At 73.5% G+C, this 14,639-nt stretch carries 13 protein-coding genes; 9 read left to right on the forward strand and 4 right to left on the reverse strand.

The window, feature by feature from the left end; all coding sequences use genetic code 11:
- Positions 1–300: 300 nt before the first annotated feature.
- From P3T37_RS32980 to P3T37_RS33010, 7 genes are all read left to right on the forward strand, one after another.
- Positions 301–1,824, forward strand: a complete 1,524-nt coding sequence (locus P3T37_RS32980; protein WP_280727612.1) for a DUF2637 domain-containing protein — start codon at positions 301–303, stop codon at positions 1,822–1,824.
- A gap of 136 nt (positions 1,825–1,960) precedes the next feature.
- A complete protein-coding gene (locus tag P3T37_RS32985) occupies positions 1,961–3,256 on the forward strand; it encodes an aldolase/citrate lyase family protein (RefSeq protein WP_280727613.1) in 1,296 nt (431 codons plus the stop codon).
- An 85-nt stretch (positions 3,257–3,341) separates the two neighbouring features.
- Entirely contained in the window at positions 3,342–3,995 is a 654-nt protein-coding gene (locus P3T37_RS32990) for a YigZ family protein (protein WP_280727614.1), read from the forward strand.
- Positions 3,996–4,146: 151 nt separating this feature from the next.
- On the forward strand, positions 4,147–4,494 hold the full coding sequence (locus P3T37_RS32995) for a cupin domain-containing protein (RefSeq protein ID WP_280727615.1): 348 nt from the start codon (positions 4,147–4,149) through the stop codon (positions 4,492–4,494).
- Between the two features lie 190 nt (positions 4,495–4,684).
- Positions 4,685–6,418, forward strand: a complete 1,734-nt coding sequence (locus tag P3T37_RS33000; RefSeq protein ID WP_280727616.1) for a hypothetical protein — start codon at positions 4,685–4,687, stop codon at positions 6,416–6,418.
- A 179-nt stretch (positions 6,419–6,597) separates the two neighbouring features.
- The gene (locus P3T37_RS33005; RefSeq protein WP_280727617.1) at positions 6,598–8,199 is read left to right on the forward strand and encodes a restriction endonuclease; all 1,602 of its coding nucleotides are present in this window, start codon (positions 6,598–6,600) and stop codon (positions 8,197–8,199) included.
- A 137-nt stretch (positions 8,200–8,336) separates the two neighbouring features.
- Positions 8,337–9,101, forward strand: a complete 765-nt coding sequence (locus P3T37_RS33010) for a ZIP family metal transporter (protein WP_280727618.1) — start codon at positions 8,337–8,339, stop codon at positions 9,099–9,101.
- On the opposite strand, the gene P3T37_RS33015 is transcribed toward P3T37_RS33010, so the two are convergent.
- A complete protein-coding gene (locus P3T37_RS33015; RefSeq protein WP_280727619.1) occupies positions 9,102–10,028 on the reverse strand; it encodes a LysR family transcriptional regulator in 927 nt (308 codons plus the stop codon).
- Positions 10,029–10,188: 160 nt separating this feature from the next.
- Here P3T37_RS33015 and P3T37_RS33020 point away from each other — a divergent pair, with 160 nt between their 5' ends.
- Entirely contained in the window at positions 10,189–11,112 is a 924-nt protein-coding gene (locus P3T37_RS33020; protein WP_280727661.1) for an EamA family transporter, read from the forward strand.
- On the opposite strand, the gene P3T37_RS33025 is transcribed toward P3T37_RS33020, so the two are convergent.
- Positions 11,021–11,575: a MarR family transcriptional regulator gene (locus P3T37_RS33025; protein WP_280727620.1), complete on the reverse strand. Its 555-nt coding sequence runs from the start codon at positions 11,573–11,575 to the stop codon at positions 11,021–11,023. The genes P3T37_RS33020 and P3T37_RS33025 overlap by 92 nt on opposite strands.
- A 121-nt stretch (positions 11,576–11,696) precedes the next feature.
- On the opposite strand from P3T37_RS33025, the gene P3T37_RS33030 reads away from it, so the two are divergent.
- Positions 11,697–12,050 carry a DUF2218 domain-containing protein gene (locus tag P3T37_RS33030; protein WP_280727621.1) on the forward strand — a complete coding sequence of 118 codons (354 nt, stop codon included), beginning with the start codon at positions 11,697–11,699 and terminating at the stop codon, positions 12,048–12,050.
- Here P3T37_RS33030 and P3T37_RS33035 read toward each other — a convergent pair.
- Together P3T37_RS33035 and gabT are read right to left on the reverse strand one after the other, a co-directional pair.
- The gene (locus P3T37_RS33035; protein WP_280727622.1) at positions 12,039–12,635 is read right to left on the reverse strand and encodes a phosphatase PAP2 family protein; all 597 of its coding nucleotides are present in this window, start codon (positions 12,633–12,635) and stop codon (positions 12,039–12,041) included. The two genes, P3T37_RS33030 and P3T37_RS33035, sit on opposite strands and share 12 nt — an antisense overlap.
- Before the next feature lie 484 nt (positions 12,636–13,119).
- Complete coding sequence (gene gabT / locus P3T37_RS33040) at positions 13,120–14,475, reverse strand: 4-aminobutyrate--2-oxoglutarate transaminase (RefSeq protein WP_280727623.1); 1,356 nt, start codon at positions 14,473–14,475, stop codon at positions 13,120–13,122.
- Positions 14,476–14,639 lie beyond the last annotated feature (164 nt).

Genomic DNA, 14,639 nt, shown 5'->3' on the forward strand with positions numbered 1-14,639 from the left:
GGAAGCTAAGCCTCACAGCGCCGATGGTACTGCAGGGGGGACCCTGTGGGAGAGTAGGACGCCGCCGAACAATCATTCCAGGTAACCCCCATCCGATTTATCGGATGGGGGTTACCTGCGTTTCCGGACCCTTTTCCCGCCGGTCGGGGGTGTCCCGTGCGAGCCGCTGGAGGGCCGCAGGGGTCGGCCTGCCGTCCGTCCTGAACGTCTGTCCGAGTAGGATCCCCGTGGTCGAGATGGCGGCTCCGTCAGCCAACGGTCGCGCCCGCCGGCAGCTGAGATCCAGGGGTTGATCAACGAATGGCACGTCCATCCCTTACCCGCGCACACCGGGTTCTGCTCGGCGTGGTGGCAGCCGGGGCCAGCCTGATCTCCGGGATCGGCTTCGCGGGCTCGTACTCGGCGGTGCGCGAGCTCGCGCTGCACAAGGGGTTCGGGAACTTCTCCTACGCCTTTCCGATCGGCGTTGACCTGGGCATCGTCGTCCTTCTCGCGCTCGACCTGGTGCTGACCTGGCTCCGCATACCCTTTCCGCTGCTTCGGCAGACCGCGTGGCTGCTCACGGTGGCCACGATCGCCTTCAACGCGGCGGCGTCCTGGGGCGATCCGCTGGCCATGGGGATGCACGCGGTCATCCCGGTGCTTTTCGTCGTGGTGGTCGAGGCCTCGCGGCACGCGGTCGGTCGGATTGCGGCGATCACCGCCGACCGGCACATGGAATCCGTCCGGCTGATGCGCTGGATGCTCTCCCCGGTTCCGACCTTCCGGCTCTGGCGCCGGATGAAGCTCTGGGAGCTGCGCTCCTACGACGAGGTGGTCCGGCTGGAGCAGAACCGCCTGGTGTACCGGGCGCAGCTGCGCTTCCGGTACGGACGGAGCTGGCGGCGGAACGCGCCGATCCAGGCGTTGCTGCCGCTCAAGCTGGCCAAGTACGGTGTCCCGCTCGATGTGACCGTGCTCGACCGACTCGACGGACCCATCGTCCAGGAGGCTCCGGCGGCGGGCGCGCTACCGGCCGCCGCCGCAGCGGCAGTTGTGTCGGAGGTGCCGGCGGTGTCCCCGGCGGTCGCCGGGCCGCTGCTGACCAAGTTGGCCGCCGCTCGCTGGCGCGATGCGCCGCAGACCGTTGGCGGGGAGCCGGCGGCGAACGCGGGCGGTCCGACCGGGCAGGTCCGGGAGCCGCAGTCGGCCCGGGTGCAGCCGGCCCGCGTCCAGCAGGACGTCTGGCGAGGTCGGACGGCCGCGCCGCGTGCCACCGTCGCCGCAGCGGAGCCGGCGCAGGTCGGCGCACACCAGGGCGCGGTGGCGAACACCGGGCGTCCGGCCGGGCAGGGGTCCCCGTGGTTCAAGCCTCCGCGCGTGCCGCGCCCGCACCCGCCGCACCCGCAGACCGGGGCGCCGACCACGCAGTCGATGCCCGCGCAACCGGTCGGGCACACCGAGCAGCCCGTGCGGCAGGACGCGCAGCCGACGGAGGATCACTTCCGTCCGCCGGTGCAGGCCGAGGCCGAGCCGAGCGTCTTCGACCCGCGCGGGTCGGCGCAGCGGCAGGCCGCGGCAACTGCCCCCGCAGCGACCGGGGTTGCCGTTGAGGAGGAGCCCCCCGCCGCAGGCCCGGAGCTGACGGTCGACCTCTGCGTCGAGGCACTGATCGCCTATCAGGACGCCCGTGGCCACGACCCCGACCAGGAGGCGCTGGCCCTCTACCTGTTCACCCAGTACGGCGTCTCGGGCCGCGACCCCGGCAGCCCGATCGGCGCCGATCAGATGCGCCGGATGTGGCCTGAGCTGGAGGCCCGCTACAGCAGCCTCGGTCGCGAGTAGCGACAGCGGAAGACGGCAGCTGCCGCGGACCGTGCCGTGCCGGTCCGCAGGTTGGTCCGCCATTGACGCCCGGCGGCGCCCGGAGCTACCTTCACATCAACAAATTGTTGAATGACAGCAGTGTGGAGGAACCCGGATGTCCCAGGTCGAGGTGGACGGCGGCGCTGCCGCAGCGGAGGGCCTGACGTTCTCCAGCGCAGCACGGGCGGGCGTCGACGCGCTGCTCGGCCCGGTCGACGCCGAGCTGGCCCGCCGCTACCCGGGCGACTCGGGCAGCCGGCAGCCGGTGCACACGGTGTACGTCCCGGCTGACGCCTTCGCCGCCGACACCGTGGAGAGCTGGGGTCGGCAGGCCCTGGAGGCGCTCGACACCCACGCGGGCACGCCGGCCGAGCTGGCCGAGGCCCTGGGCGTCCCCGCCGACGACCTGATCACCGAGGTGCACGCCCGGGTGCGGGCCAAGCTCGAGCGAGAGCCGATTGAGGACCTGCGGATCGACTTCGAGGACGGCTACGGCCCGCGCCCCGACGCCGAGGAGGACGCCGAGGCGGTCCGTACCGCGCGTCTGGTGGCGGCCGCGGTCGCCGACGGCAGTGCGCCGCCGTACATCGGCATCCGGATCAAGTGCATGGAGGCGGCGGTCCGCGACCGCGGCATCCGCACGCTGGAGATCTTCCTGGCCACCCTGCTCGAAGGCGGCCGCGAGCTGCCTGAGGGCCTGGTGCTCACCCTCCCGAAGGTGACCTACCCCCAGCAGGTCACCGCGCTGGTCAGGCTGCTGGAGGACTTCGAGCAGCGCGCCGGCCTCCCCGCCGGGCGGATCGGCTTCGAGATCCAGATCGAGACCACCCAGGCCATCCTCGGTGCCGACGGCCGGGCGACCGTCGCGCTGATGATCGAGGCCGCCGAGGGCCGGGCGACCGGTCTGCACTACGGGACCTTCGACTACAGCGCGTCCTGCGGGGTGAGCGCGGCCTACCAGAGCATGGACCACCCGGTCGCCGACCACGCGAAGGCCGTGATGCAGGTGGCGGCGGCCGGTACCGGCGTGAGGCTGTCCGACGGCTCGACCAACGTGATCCCCACCGGCCCGACCGAGCAGGTCTTCGCCGCCTGGAACCTGCACCACCGCCTGGTGCGGCGCTCGCTCGCCCGCGCCTACTACCAGGGCTGGGACATGCACCCCGCCCACCTGCCGACCCGCTACGCGGCCGTCTACGCCTTCTATCGCGAGGGCCTGGCCGCCGCGGCGGCCCGGCTGGCCGCGTACGTGGCCAAGGCCGGCGGCGACGTGATGGACGAGCCGGCCACCGCCAAGGCGCTCTCCGGCTACCTGCTGCGCGGGCTGGACTGCGGCGCCGTGGACCTCGCCGAGGTCACCGCGCTCACCGGTCTCGACCGCCGGCAGCTGGACGCGCTCTCCGGTCGCTGATCCGGCCGCTGATCCGACCGGATCCCGGGTGGATAGGCTGGCGGGACCCGCCCGTCCGCCGTCCACCTGGGAGACCCGCCCGCTCATGTCGCAGCCAGCCCCGAAGCCGTACCTGACCATCCGGGGGGACGGCAGCCACGAGATCGAGGTGAAGCGCTCCCGCTTCATCTGCCATCTCGCGCGGGTCGGCGACGAGGAGCAGGCGCAGGAGTTCATCGCCGGGATCCGCAAGCGCTACTGGGACGCCCGGCACAACTGCACCGCGTTCGTGGTCGGTGAGGACCACCGCCGCGAGCGTTCCAACGACGACGGCGAGCCCGGCGGCACCGCCGGCGTGCCGATGCTGGAGGTGCTGCGCCGGCGCAGGCTCACCGACACCGTGGCCGTGGTCACCCGCTACTTCGGCGGAGTGCTGCTCGGCGCGGGCGGGCTGGTGCGCGCCTACGGCAGTGCGGTCTCCGAGGCGGTCGACGCGGTCGGCACGGTCGAGCGCCGTCCGGTGGCCCTGCTGGTGGTCGCGGTCGACCACACCAGGGCCGGGAGGCTGGAGAACGACCTGCGCGCCGCCGGCCACGCGGTCCGCGACCTGCGGTACGAGGCGGCAGGAGTGCGGATCGAGGTGGGAGTCCCGCAGACGGGCCTGGCGGCCTTCCACACCTGGCTCGCCGAGGCCAGCGGGGGCTCCGCGGTGGCGGAGCCTTCCGGCTACACGTTCCTCGAAGTCCCGCTGACCGGATGATCGGTCGGCCGTCCGTCCGGTCAGCGTCGCAGCGCACCGGCCGGGTGAACGAACCGGACGGGCTTTCGGCCAAAGCGTGTGGATTCGGTTTTGGCGGGCACTGGTGCTCAGTAGCCTGAAACGATCGTCGAGTCCAGGAGCAGATCCCCAGATGGCCGTGATTCGTACCGTCACCATCGAGCCGGGCGAGAACACCGGCTGGCACTATCACCCGGCCAGGGTGCAGGCGGTGGTCCTCTCCGGGACGCTGACCCGAATACTGGCGGACGGCACCGTGGAGATCACCCGGCCGGGGCAGGCCCTGGTCGAGCTGCCGGGGCCGGAGCACGTGCACATCGGTTACAACCACGGGGTGGAGCGGGTCGTGATCCTCGCCAACTTCCAGGTCGCCGACGGCTGCCTGCTCGCCGTGCCGGCGCCGGCCCCGACGCTGTCCGCCCGGAGTGTCGGGCGGCCCGCCGGCGACCCGGATCTGGTGGGGCCCACAGGAAAGGTCTAGCGGGTCGGCCGGGTCGCAAGGCGGCCCGGTGACGTTCGAACGAATTGACGGTGCCCGGAGCTGGAACTTCAGCTCCGGGCATGCGCGTTCTTAGCAGCAGGAACCAGGTCGGCAGCCGCCGGCCGGAGCCGGACATCACCGTCGATGGAGGACCGTCAGACCCCACCAGCGCACCACGGAGGTACCGCCCATGACCACCGACCGCTTCGCGCCACCCGTTCCGTCTGCCGCAGCCGGTACCGATTCCCGGACCGCCGCCGCCCCCGGCCATGCCACGCCGTACCGGATGACGGTGACGACCCGTCAGTCCCATGCGGACGTGGTCGCCCTGGCCGACCAGTGCCTTGCCGCCTGGCTGAAGCACGAGGGCTACGACGAGCCGCCACCTGCCCCGACCCCGCCGCCCGACTCCGACCAGTCGGCGGGCGCGCGCCACCGCCTCGCCGACCGGGTCCTGCTCGACCGGGACAGCGGCCCGCTGCCCGCGGATCCCCCCGGTTCACCAGGCGGCCGCTACACCCGGCGCCGGCTGCGGACGCCCGCTCCGCACGGCACCCACCAGCTGACCCTGACCATCGCCTCCGAACCCGGCGCCCCCAGCTGGGTCCGACTGGAGGCCGAGCACCAGTCCGCACCCGGCGTCCGTACCCCCGGCCGGGTGCCGGTGCCCGAACTCGTCGCCACCCTGCTGCCACTGCTCGACGCCTCGGACGCCGGGGCCGAGGTGCGCCTGCTGCCGAGGATCATCACCGCCGCCGAGGTCGACATCGTCATCGACGAGCTCTGCGACCCGGCGCGCCGCCTCCCGACCGTGATCGCCAGCGTGCCCGCCGACCTGGACCCGCAGGTCTGGGCCGAACAGGTCCTGCACCCGCTGCTGCGCAACGTCGCCGGCCTGGCCGTCGGCTACGTGCTCGCGCCGGAGGCCCGGGTGCTCTTCAACACGGCGCTGGAGTTCCACACCGTCTACGGCGGCGCCGTCCGGACCTACCTGCCGGAGGTCGATCCGGCCTCCCGGCGGGACGCCGGCCGGCATCTGGTCCTGCCCCGGCACCGGATCGAGAGCGAACCCCGCCGGGCCGCCGCCCTGTTGGCCCGCGAGCCGCGCCGACTGGCGGACCTCGCCCCGCTGCCCGGGCCGCTCGCCCGGGTCCCGGCGCTTCGGGTCCGGCTCGTCGAGCCGCGCCCTCGCGATCCCCAACTGGACGAACTGGTCGGCGAACTGAGCGTGTCACGGCAGGCCGGTGCGGACGAGCTGCAGCGTGTGCGGATCAGCCTGCACCGCTCCCGCCGCCGCGAGTTCCACCTGCGCACCGAGAACGAGGTGCAGAGCACCGCGCTGCGCCGGGTCAGCAGCCAGTTGCGCGCTCTGAACAGCAGGCTCTGCCCGCCCGGCCAACCGGCACCGGATCCGGCCTCGTTGGAGGAGGGCCCCGGCAGCCCGGCCAGCTTCGCCGAACTGCTCGGCCGGATCGGGGAGTTCCCGCTGCTGACCTTCACCGGCGACGCGAAGGAGACGCAGGCCCTGGACGCCTCGACGACCGGCTCTGGCTGGGTCCGGCTCACCTGGGACGGCCTGACCGCGCTGCAGGAGTACGCCACCGTCGCCGTGCACGGCGCGGCCGGCGGGGACTTCAAGCAGTGGTGCGAGCACGCTCCGCTCGGCGGCAGCCACTTCCCGCCGCGCAAGGCGGTCCGCGGCGAGTCGCAGACGGTCTGCAGCCACAGCAAGATGCGGCGCGAGCGGATGTTCGCCGTCCCGTCCGGCGTGGATCCGAGCGGGCGGGCCTTTATGGGCGCCCACCTGCGGATCGGCGGCGGTCGGACGGCGCCCCGGCTGCACTACCTGGACGACTGCTCGGGCAGCGGCCGGATCTACGTCGGGTACATCGGCCTGCACCTCACCAACACACTGACCAACTGACCGCGCGTCAGCGGTCCGTCGCCGCAGGGCGGACCGCTGCTCGTCCCACCGGTCGCCAGCTGTCGCGCGGGCCCCGACCGGTCCACCGGTAAACCCCCACCGGAGAGGTCGGACGGTGGAGAATGCTGACAGCCTGTGTCCGAGCGGACCCGGGCTCTCCGAGGGGGGACCGACCGCCGATGCAGGATTCGACCGAGCGCCAGCCTGCCGACGACCGGGCCTTCGGCGCCCGTACGGGTTTTCTGGCCTCGATGTTCCCGGGGGCGGCGGCCGTTGCCGACCCGTTCGCCGCCGAGCAGCCCGCTGCGGCGGGGGCCGACGGCCTGGACGAGGCGGTCGCCGAGCACGGCCGGGCGGCCGAGTTGACCCACCGGCGGACGGCCGCCGTCCGGGCCGATCAGGACCGGCTCGCCGACCTGCTGCGCAGGCTCGCGCTGCCGGTCAGCGCGATGGACTTCGAGAGCCAGCTCCGCAGTTACGAGCCCCGGCCCTACCCGGCCGGTTCGCCCGACCCGGCCGCGGACCGCGAGCCGAGCTGGGCGGACTTCGCCCCCGCCGAACTCGTCGTGACGGACCCCGAGGCCGCCGCGCCCAGCCGCTTGCTGGACTCCGGCTTCCAGCGCGAGCTGGCCAAGGCCCGGCTGGCCCATCAGCGGGCGCTGCGCGAGTGGCGGGCCGAGCGGGCGAGCGCCGCGGATCCGGCCGAGGCCGCCGCCAGGCTCGCCCACGAGCAGGCCGAGCAGGCCAGGGCGCGCGCCGTCCAGGAGTACAACGACAGCCTGGAGGAGTGCCGGCGGGCCTACCGGCAGGTCGAACCGGCCGCCGTCGAGTCGCTGCTGGAGCGGGCACTGGCCGCCGCCGAGGCGGCCACACCCGACCTGCCGGCTGCCTGCCGGGCGGTCTTCCGCCCGCTCACCAGGACCGCCGTGCTCGACCTCGACCTGCCGCCGCTCGGCCTGGTGCCCTCGCTGGACGGCTACCGGCTGACCCCCGACGGCGAGATCGCCCCGGTCCCGCGCACACCGGGCGACCGCGCGGCCGACTACCTCCGGCTGGTCTCCCGCCTGGCACTGCGCGCCCTCCAGGCGGCCGACGCGGTCGACACCGACGGCATCCTGGCCGGCGTGGTGCTCAACGGCTGGCTGCGCGAACCGGACGCCCGCTGCCTGCTCAGCGTCGATGCCGACCGCGACGCGCTGGCCAGGACCAGGTTCGTCGCCGACCCCGCCGCCGACGTCGACGAGGCGGAGCCGGGCGTGTACGCGGACGCCGAGCAGGACGAGGCGCTGCTGCGGCTGCGCGAGCTGAGTGCCGCCGTCAGCCCGGACCCGTACGCCCGGATCGGCGTGCAGCCGTGCGCCACGGCCGGTGCGGCCGTGCCGGCGGTGGCCGACCTCTCGCCCACCGAGTTCGCCGCTCTGGTGCGCGAGCTGTTCACCCGTGGCGGCCTGGCCGACTGGAGCGTCCTGCTGCGCGGACCGTCCGGCCTGGTGGCGACCGGCAGCGGGGCCCCGGACAGCGCGCTGCCCGGGCGCTGGGTGGTCTGCGCGTCCCGGCGGCCCGGGCCGGTGGGGGAGGCGGAGGTGCGCACGCTGGCCGAGGCGGTGGCCGAGGAGTCGGCCGGGAACGGGCTCTGGCTGACCGCCGGGGACTTCACCGAGGAGGCGCTGGACCTGGTCTCCACCGAGGAGTTCCGCCGGATCCACCTGGCCGACGGCGCCGGCTTCCGCTCGCTCGCCGAAACGCACCTGGGCCTGCCGCTCTCGGTCGGCACCGAGTAGCGGGCCGAGCGGCCTGAGCGGGCTCGGCGGGCGGACGGTCGGCGTCGGCGTCAAGCTGGACCGAGGGCAGCGGCCCGCCATCCCGGACGCCGTCCGAGCGGCGCCGAGCCGGGTACGGGAACGTCGGGAGCATCCGGATGACCGCGATACTCGTCGCCGTCGGGGCCTTTCTGATGACGCTGATCGGCGGCTACGTCGCCCAGCGCACCGGTGACCGACGGCATCTGGTGCTCGGCTTCGCGGCCGGGCTGATGCTCGGGGTGGTCGCCTTCGACCTGCTGCCCGAGGCCCTCTCGCAGGCCCCCGCGAAGCTGCACGGCGTGCCGCAGGCGCTGCTGATGTTCGCGGCCGGCTTCCTGACCCTGCACTGCGTGGAGCGCTCGGTGGCGATCCACCGGGCGCACGAGGGCGAGTACGCCTCGCACACCCACGCCCACGGCCATGCGCACGGCCACCACGGCCGGTCCGAGGGCATCGGGCTGACCGCGGCCGGGGCACTGGTCGGCCACAGCCTGATGGACGGCTTCGCGATCGGTGCGGCCTTCCAGGCCGGTGGCACGGTCGGGACGGTGGTGGCGATCGCGGTGGTCGCGCACGACTTCGCGGACGGCTTCAACACGTACACGGTGACCCGGCTGTACGGGAACAACCGGCGCCGGGCGATGGGCCTGCTGGCCGCCGACGCGCTGGCCCCGGTGACGGGCGCCGCGATCACCCTGCTCTTCACCATCCCGGAGCGGGTGCTCGGCCTCTACCTGGGCTTCTTCGCCGGGTTCCTGCTCTACCTGGCCACCTCGGACATCCTGCCGGAGGCGCACAGCCCGCACCCGTCGCGCTCCACGCTGATCTGCACGCTGGTCGGCGTCGCGTTCATGTGGCTGGTGATCGGCCTGGCCAACTGATCAGGCTTCGGTGGGACCACCCGCGGCGTCGCGCAGCGGCCAGCGGCGGCGCATCGCCGCCAGGGCCGCAGTGATCGCGGGTCGCCGGGAGGCCTGGGTGCGCCAGAGCGCGAAGATCCGTCGCGAGGGCTCCGGCAGCACGGGCCGGGCGATCACGCCGGGCGGCAGCAGACCGCGGCCCAGCCGCGGCACCAGGCCGACGCCGAGACCGGCGGCGATCAGCGCGATCTGGGTCTCGAACTCGCCGACCTGGTAGAGCACGTCCGGCTCCTCGCCGGCCTCCCGCATGGTCCGCACCAGCCAGTCGTGGCAGATGTTGCCCGGCGGCACGCTGATCCAGCGCTGCCCGCAGAGCCGCTCGACCGGCACCACCGCCAGCTCGGCCAGCGGGTGTTCGGCCCGCAGCAGCAGGTCGACCGGGTCGCGGCCGAGGTCCAGGCGCGAGACCCCCTCCTGCACGGGCAGCGGGACGGTCGGCCAGTCCTGCACCAGCGCCAGGTCCACCTCGCCGCGGGCGACCAGCTCCGCCGCGAGGTAGGGGTCGCTCTCCAGCAGCCGGACGTCCAGGTCCGGGCAGTCGGCCCGCAGGTCGGCCAGCACCCCCGGCAGCAGGCCGCGCGCGCCGGTGGCGAACGAGGCCACCAGCAGCCGTCCGACCGCCTGGCCGCGCTGCTCCTCCAACGTCACCTCGGCCTGTTCGACCAGGGCCAGCACGCGCTGTGCGGTGCCCGCCAGCTCGCGCGCCGCGTCCGTCAGCACCACGCCCCGCCCCTGACGCTCCAGCAGGACGGTGCGGGTCTCGCGCTCCAGCTTGGAGATCTGCTGGGAGATCGCCGAGGAGGTGAAACCGAGCGCGGCCGCGGCCCTGCCGACCGAGCCGTGCACCGCCACCGCGTGCAGGGCGCGCAACCGCCCGAGATCCATCATGGGACGAGTATCCGGCATCGGCGGCAGCATTGGTTAGCAGAGCTGAACAACAGCCTTCAGGATTCTTCGCTGGTGCTGAAGAGTCGACCTCGGGGATGCTCGGGTCATGCCCGCTCAGCCCGCGCCGCCAGGCGTCCCCTCCGCCGCCCTGCCCGCCTCCCTGCTGCCGCGTCACATCGCGCTGGCCGTCCTGGTCGCCGCCGTCTGGGGGCTCAACTTCGTGCTGATCGACGTCGGCCTGAAGGACTTCCCGCCGCTGCTCTTCTGCGCCCTGCGGTTCACCGTGGTGGCCGTGCCCGCGGTCTTCCTGGTCGGGCCGCCCGGGGTGGCCTGGCGCTGGATCCTGGCCGTCGGCTTCGTGCTCGGGGTGGTGAAGTTCGGCCTGCTCTTCCTCGGCATGCACGCGGGGATGCCGGCCGGGCTCTCCTCGCTGGTGCTGCAGAGCCAGGCGGTCTTCACCGCGCTCTTCGCGGCCGGGATGCTGCGTGAACGCCCCCGCCCGCAGCGGATCGCCGGGCTGCTGATCGCCTCGGCGGGCATCGTGCTGGCCGCCGTCGACTACGGACCGGCCGGTCCGGCGGGGGCCTTCGCCCTGGTCATCGCGGCGGCGGTGGCCTGGGGCCTGTCCAACGTGCTGACCCGCCGGGCGGCGCCGCCGGACATGCTGCGCTGGATGGCCTGGGTCAGTGCCGTCCCGCCGCTGCCGCTGCTCGCGCTGTCGCTGCTGGTCGAGGGGCCGCGCGCGGACCTGCACGCGCTGGCCTCGGTGACGCCGGCCGGGCTGGGCGCGATCGCCTACGTCGGCCTGCTGTCGACCCTGTTCGGCTTCGGCGCCTGGGGGTTCCTGCTGCGCAGCTACGACGCGAGCGTGGTGGCGCCGTACTCGCTGCTGGTGCCGGTCTTCGGGATGTCCTCGTCCTGGCTGCTGCTCGGCGAGGCGATCAGCCCGGCGGCCGGGTGCTCGGCGCTGCTGGTGATCGCCGGGATCGGGCTCAGTGCGCTGCGGCCGGGGGTGCTGCGGCTGCCGGGGTGGGGCGGCAGGCGCGCGAGGACGGCGCCGGCTGCGCCGCTTCCACGCTCCTGAGCACCCGCAGCATCACGGCCAGATCGGCCGGGTCGGTGCCGCTGAAGTAGTCCTCGGCGACCTCCTGGCGGACCTGGGCCAGCCGCTCCATGGCGCCGTGGCCGTCGGCGGTGAGGAGCAGGCCGACGGCGCGCCGGTCGGCCGGGTCGGGGACCCGCTCGACGAGTCCGGCCTGCTCCAGGGCGTCCACCACGGTGGTGGCCGAGCGGGGTGCGATGTGCAGCCGCTCGGCGAGTTCGCTCAGCCGGATGGCCCGTCCCGGGGTCCCGTGCCCCTGGGCGTGGGCGAGGACGCGCAGCGCGCGGCCCTGGGCGGGCGTGATCCCGTACGGCTCCAGGCGGTCCATGGTCCGCCGGCGGATCCGCTTCATCGCCCGGGTCAGCGCGTCGGCGAGCTCGGCCGCGCCGTCGGCACCACCGTCGGTGGCGTGGTCGGCGGTGTGGTCGATGGACGGGCTGGTCATGCGGACACTCCTCGCGGGGGACTGGGGCCAGGGTAGCCGTCCGGGAGCTAGGGATCCAGGCACATGTTGAGCTAACCTCAGGATTTGACAGTCCACTTCCGCTCCCCTCGATGGAGAACCCATGTCGCGCTCCGAAGCCCGCGTCGCCACCGACCGGTCCGCCCGCTACGCCAAGCAGCTCGCCGCCCACCTCGGCCGCAAGATCACCGCGCGCTGGGACGCCGAGACCGGGCGGGGCGACCTCGTCCTCGGTGCCGGCACGGCCACCCTGGTCGCCGAGCCGGACGCCCTGCTGCTCGCCGTGGAGGGCGAGAGCGGCAGCCTGGCCCTCCTGGAGGACGTGATCGGCCGCCACCTGGTCCGGTTCGGCGGCAGGGACGAACTGGTGGTGGAGTGGCACCGCGACAACGGCGAGCCCGGGACGGTGTACCGCAACGAGGCCGAGACCGCCGAGGACGGGGACTCAGCGGGCTGAGGGCAGCCGGCGGGCCAGCGCCCAGAGCACCAGGCCGGACAGGCACCAGCCCGCCAGCACGTCCAGGAACCAGTGGTAGTCGCACCAGACCAGCCCCGCGCCCACGCCGAGACCGAGCACGGCGGTCGCCGCGTACAGCACCCGGCGCACCGCGGCGCGCAGGGCGCGGCCGAGCAGCAGGGCGCCCGTGCCGTACGCGATGCAGGCCGTCGAGGTGTGCCCGGACGGATACCAGCCCCACTGCCCGGGGACGAGCGGCAGGCCGAGCGGCCCGGGGCGGGCGAAGTACACCTTCGCCGGTACCACCAGCAGCGGGATCAGCAGCGCGGTGAGGGCGGCCGTCGGCAGCGGTAGCCACCAGCGCCGGGGGGTCGCGGATGGTCCGCGGTGCAGCAGCCAGGCGGCCAGCGCGCCGGTCGCGAGCAGCGCCGGGACGGCGATACCGCCGTCGCCGAGGTCGGAGAGGAACTGGGCGAGCCGGTTCAGGACCGTGCTGTCCGCGGCGTGCCGGGCGTGCGTCACGGCGGTGCGGACCCGGTGGTCCACCGTCAGCAGCGGTCCGCCGACGGCGACCTGCCAGGACACCGGGATCAGCAGCAGGAGCAGCAGTATCGGCGTCAGCAGGGAGGCCAGGACAGCGGAGAGCCGCCCCGGGGCGGGGGGGAGTGCCCCGGGGCGGCCTGGGTGATCGCCGCTCCGCGCGCCCCGGGGGGTGTGGGCCGGACGGTCGGTCGATCGGTCCTGTGGGAGCGCCACCGTGGGCGGCGCCTGGTTGTCCTCGATGTCGTCCTCGCTGTCGCCCGCCGCGACCCTGGGGTCGGTCGGCGGATGAGGCTTGTTCTCCAGGTGCTTCGACAGTACGTCAGGGCGGCCTGGCCGTAGCGCAGTTCACAGGATCTCGCACAGTATCTTCACCAGAATCGGAGCAACCTCCACGGCTGCTCGATCGTCTGTACGCCGCGTTCGAGGATGGTGTGCGCCGGTGCGGTCCGGTGTGGTCCGGTGTTGCTTTGGTACGCAGAACGCCCGTGCCGACAGCGGCACGGGCGTCCTCGCGGGATCTCGGCTGTCAGATACCGGCGAAGGCGTTCTCGATGATGTCCAGGCCCTCGACGAGCAGGTGCTCCGGCATCACCAGCGGCGGCAGGAAGCGCAGCACGTTGCCGTACGTGCCGGCGGTCAGCACGATCAGGCCCTGGGCGTGGCAGGCCTTCGCCACCGCGGCGGTGACCTCCGGGTTCGGCTCCTTGCCGCCCGGCTTGACCAGCTCGACCGCGATCATCGCGCCGCGGCCGCGGACCTCGCCGATCTCGAAGCGCTCGGACCCGGCGAACTTCTCCTGCATGGCGCGCAGTCGGCCGAGCATGACCTCGCCGATGTGCTGGGCCTTGCCGTTGAGGTCCAGCTCCTTCATCGTCTCGATCGAGCCCAGCGCGGCGGCGCAGGCCACCGGGTTGCCACCGTAGGTGCCGCCCAGGCCACCGGCCGGCGCGGAGTCCATGATCTCGGCGCGCCCGGTCACCGCGGCCAGCGGCAGACCGCCGGCGATGCCCTTGGCGGTGGTGATCAGGTCCGGGACGATGCCCTCGTCGTCACAGGCGAACCACTGGCCGGTGCGGCAGAAGCCGGTCTGGATCTCGTCGGCGACGAAGACGATCCCGTTCGCCTTGGCGTACTCGACGATGGCCGGCAGGAAGCCCTTGGCCGGCTCGATGAAGCCGCCCTCGCCCTGGATCGGCTCGATGATGATCGCGGCGACGTTGTCCGCGCCGATCTGCTTGTTGATGACGTCGATCGCCTGCGCGGCCGCCTCGGCGGCGCAGTTCTCGGCGCCGGTCAGCCAGCGGTAGGGGTAGGCGACCGGGACGCGGTAGATCTCCGGCGCGAACGGGCCGAAGCCCTGCTTGTACGGCACGTTCTTCGCCGTCAGGCCCATGGTGAGGTTGGTACGGCCGTGGTAGCCGTGGTCGAAGACCACGACGGCGGTGCGCTTGGTGTAGGAACGGGCGATCTTGACCGCGTTCTCCACCGCCTCGGCACCCGAGTTGAAGAGCGCGGTGCGCTTCTCGTGGTCGCCCGGCGTCAGCTCGTTGAGGTGCTCGGCCACGGCGACGTAGCCCTCGTACGGGGTCACCATGAAGCAGGTGTGGGTGAAGGCGGCCAGCTGGTCGGTGGCCTTGGCGACCACGGCCGCCGCGCTGTTGCCGACGTTGGTCACGGCGATGCCGGAGCCGAAGTCGATCAGCGAGTTGCCGTCCACGTCCTCCAGCACGCCGCCACCGGCGCGCGCGACGTACACGGGCATGGTGGTGCCGACCCCGGCCGCGACCGCACCCAGCTTGCGGGCCTGCAGCTCCTGAGACTTCGGGCCGGGGATCGCGGTGACCAGACGGCGCTCCTGCGGGAGCTGCGGTGCGGCGCTCATAGGGATTCTCCAGACGGACGTTTCGACTCTGTCATCGCAGGCTACGGCGGGTTCGTCGACAGCGGCATGCGCCACTGGGGCGCACTGCGCCGTCCGACTTGTCCTGCCCGGCCACTGGCCGTGTGCGGTTGCGGTTCGCCGACGGGGAGGGTCCGCTCCACTAC

It is taken from the genome of Kitasatospora sp. MAA4 (assembly GCF_029893355.1).
Taxonomy (GTDB): Bacteria; Actinomycetota; Actinomycetes; order Streptomycetales; family Streptomycetaceae; genus Kitasatospora.

Bases quoted from the DNA above. Each gene is read 5' to 3' on its own strand.
- P3T37_RS32980 (WP_280727612.1), top strand. From the start codon at position 301: ATGGCACGTCCATCCCTTACCCGCGCACACCGGGTTCTGCTCGGCGTG.
- P3T37_RS32985 (WP_280727613.1), top strand. From the start codon at position 1,961: ATGTCCCAGGTCGAGGTGGACGGCGGCGCTGCCGCAGCGGAGGGCCTG.
- P3T37_RS32990 (WP_280727614.1), top strand. From the start codon at position 3,342: ATGTCGCAGCCAGCCCCGAAGCCGTACCTGACCATCCGGGGGGACGGC.
- P3T37_RS32995 (WP_280727615.1), top strand. From the start codon at position 4,147: ATGGCCGTGATTCGTACCGTCACCATCGAGCCGGGCGAGAACACCGGC.
- P3T37_RS33000 (WP_280727616.1), top strand. From the start codon at position 4,685: ATGACCACCGACCGCTTCGCGCCACCCGTTCCGTCTGCCGCAGCCGGT.
- P3T37_RS33005 (WP_280727617.1), top strand. From the start codon at position 6,598: ATGCAGGATTCGACCGAGCGCCAGCCTGCCGACGACCGGGCCTTCGGC.
- P3T37_RS33010 (WP_280727618.1), top strand. From the start codon at position 8,337: ATGACCGCGATACTCGTCGCCGTCGGGGCCTTTCTGATGACGCTGATC.
- P3T37_RS33015 (WP_280727619.1), bottom strand. From the start codon at position 10,028: ATGATGGATCTCGGGCGGTTGCGCGCCCTGCACGCGGTGGCGGTGCAC.
- P3T37_RS33025 (WP_280727620.1), bottom strand. From the start codon at position 11,575: ATGACCAGCCCGTCCATCGACCACACCGCCGACCACGCCACCGACGGT.
- P3T37_RS33030 (WP_280727621.1), top strand. From the start codon at position 11,697: ATGTCGCGCTCCGAAGCCCGCGTCGCCACCGACCGGTCCGCCCGCTAC.
- gabT (WP_280727623.1), bottom strand. From the start codon at position 14,475: ATGAGCGCCGCACCGCAGCTCCCGCAGGAGCGCCGTCTGGTCACCGCG.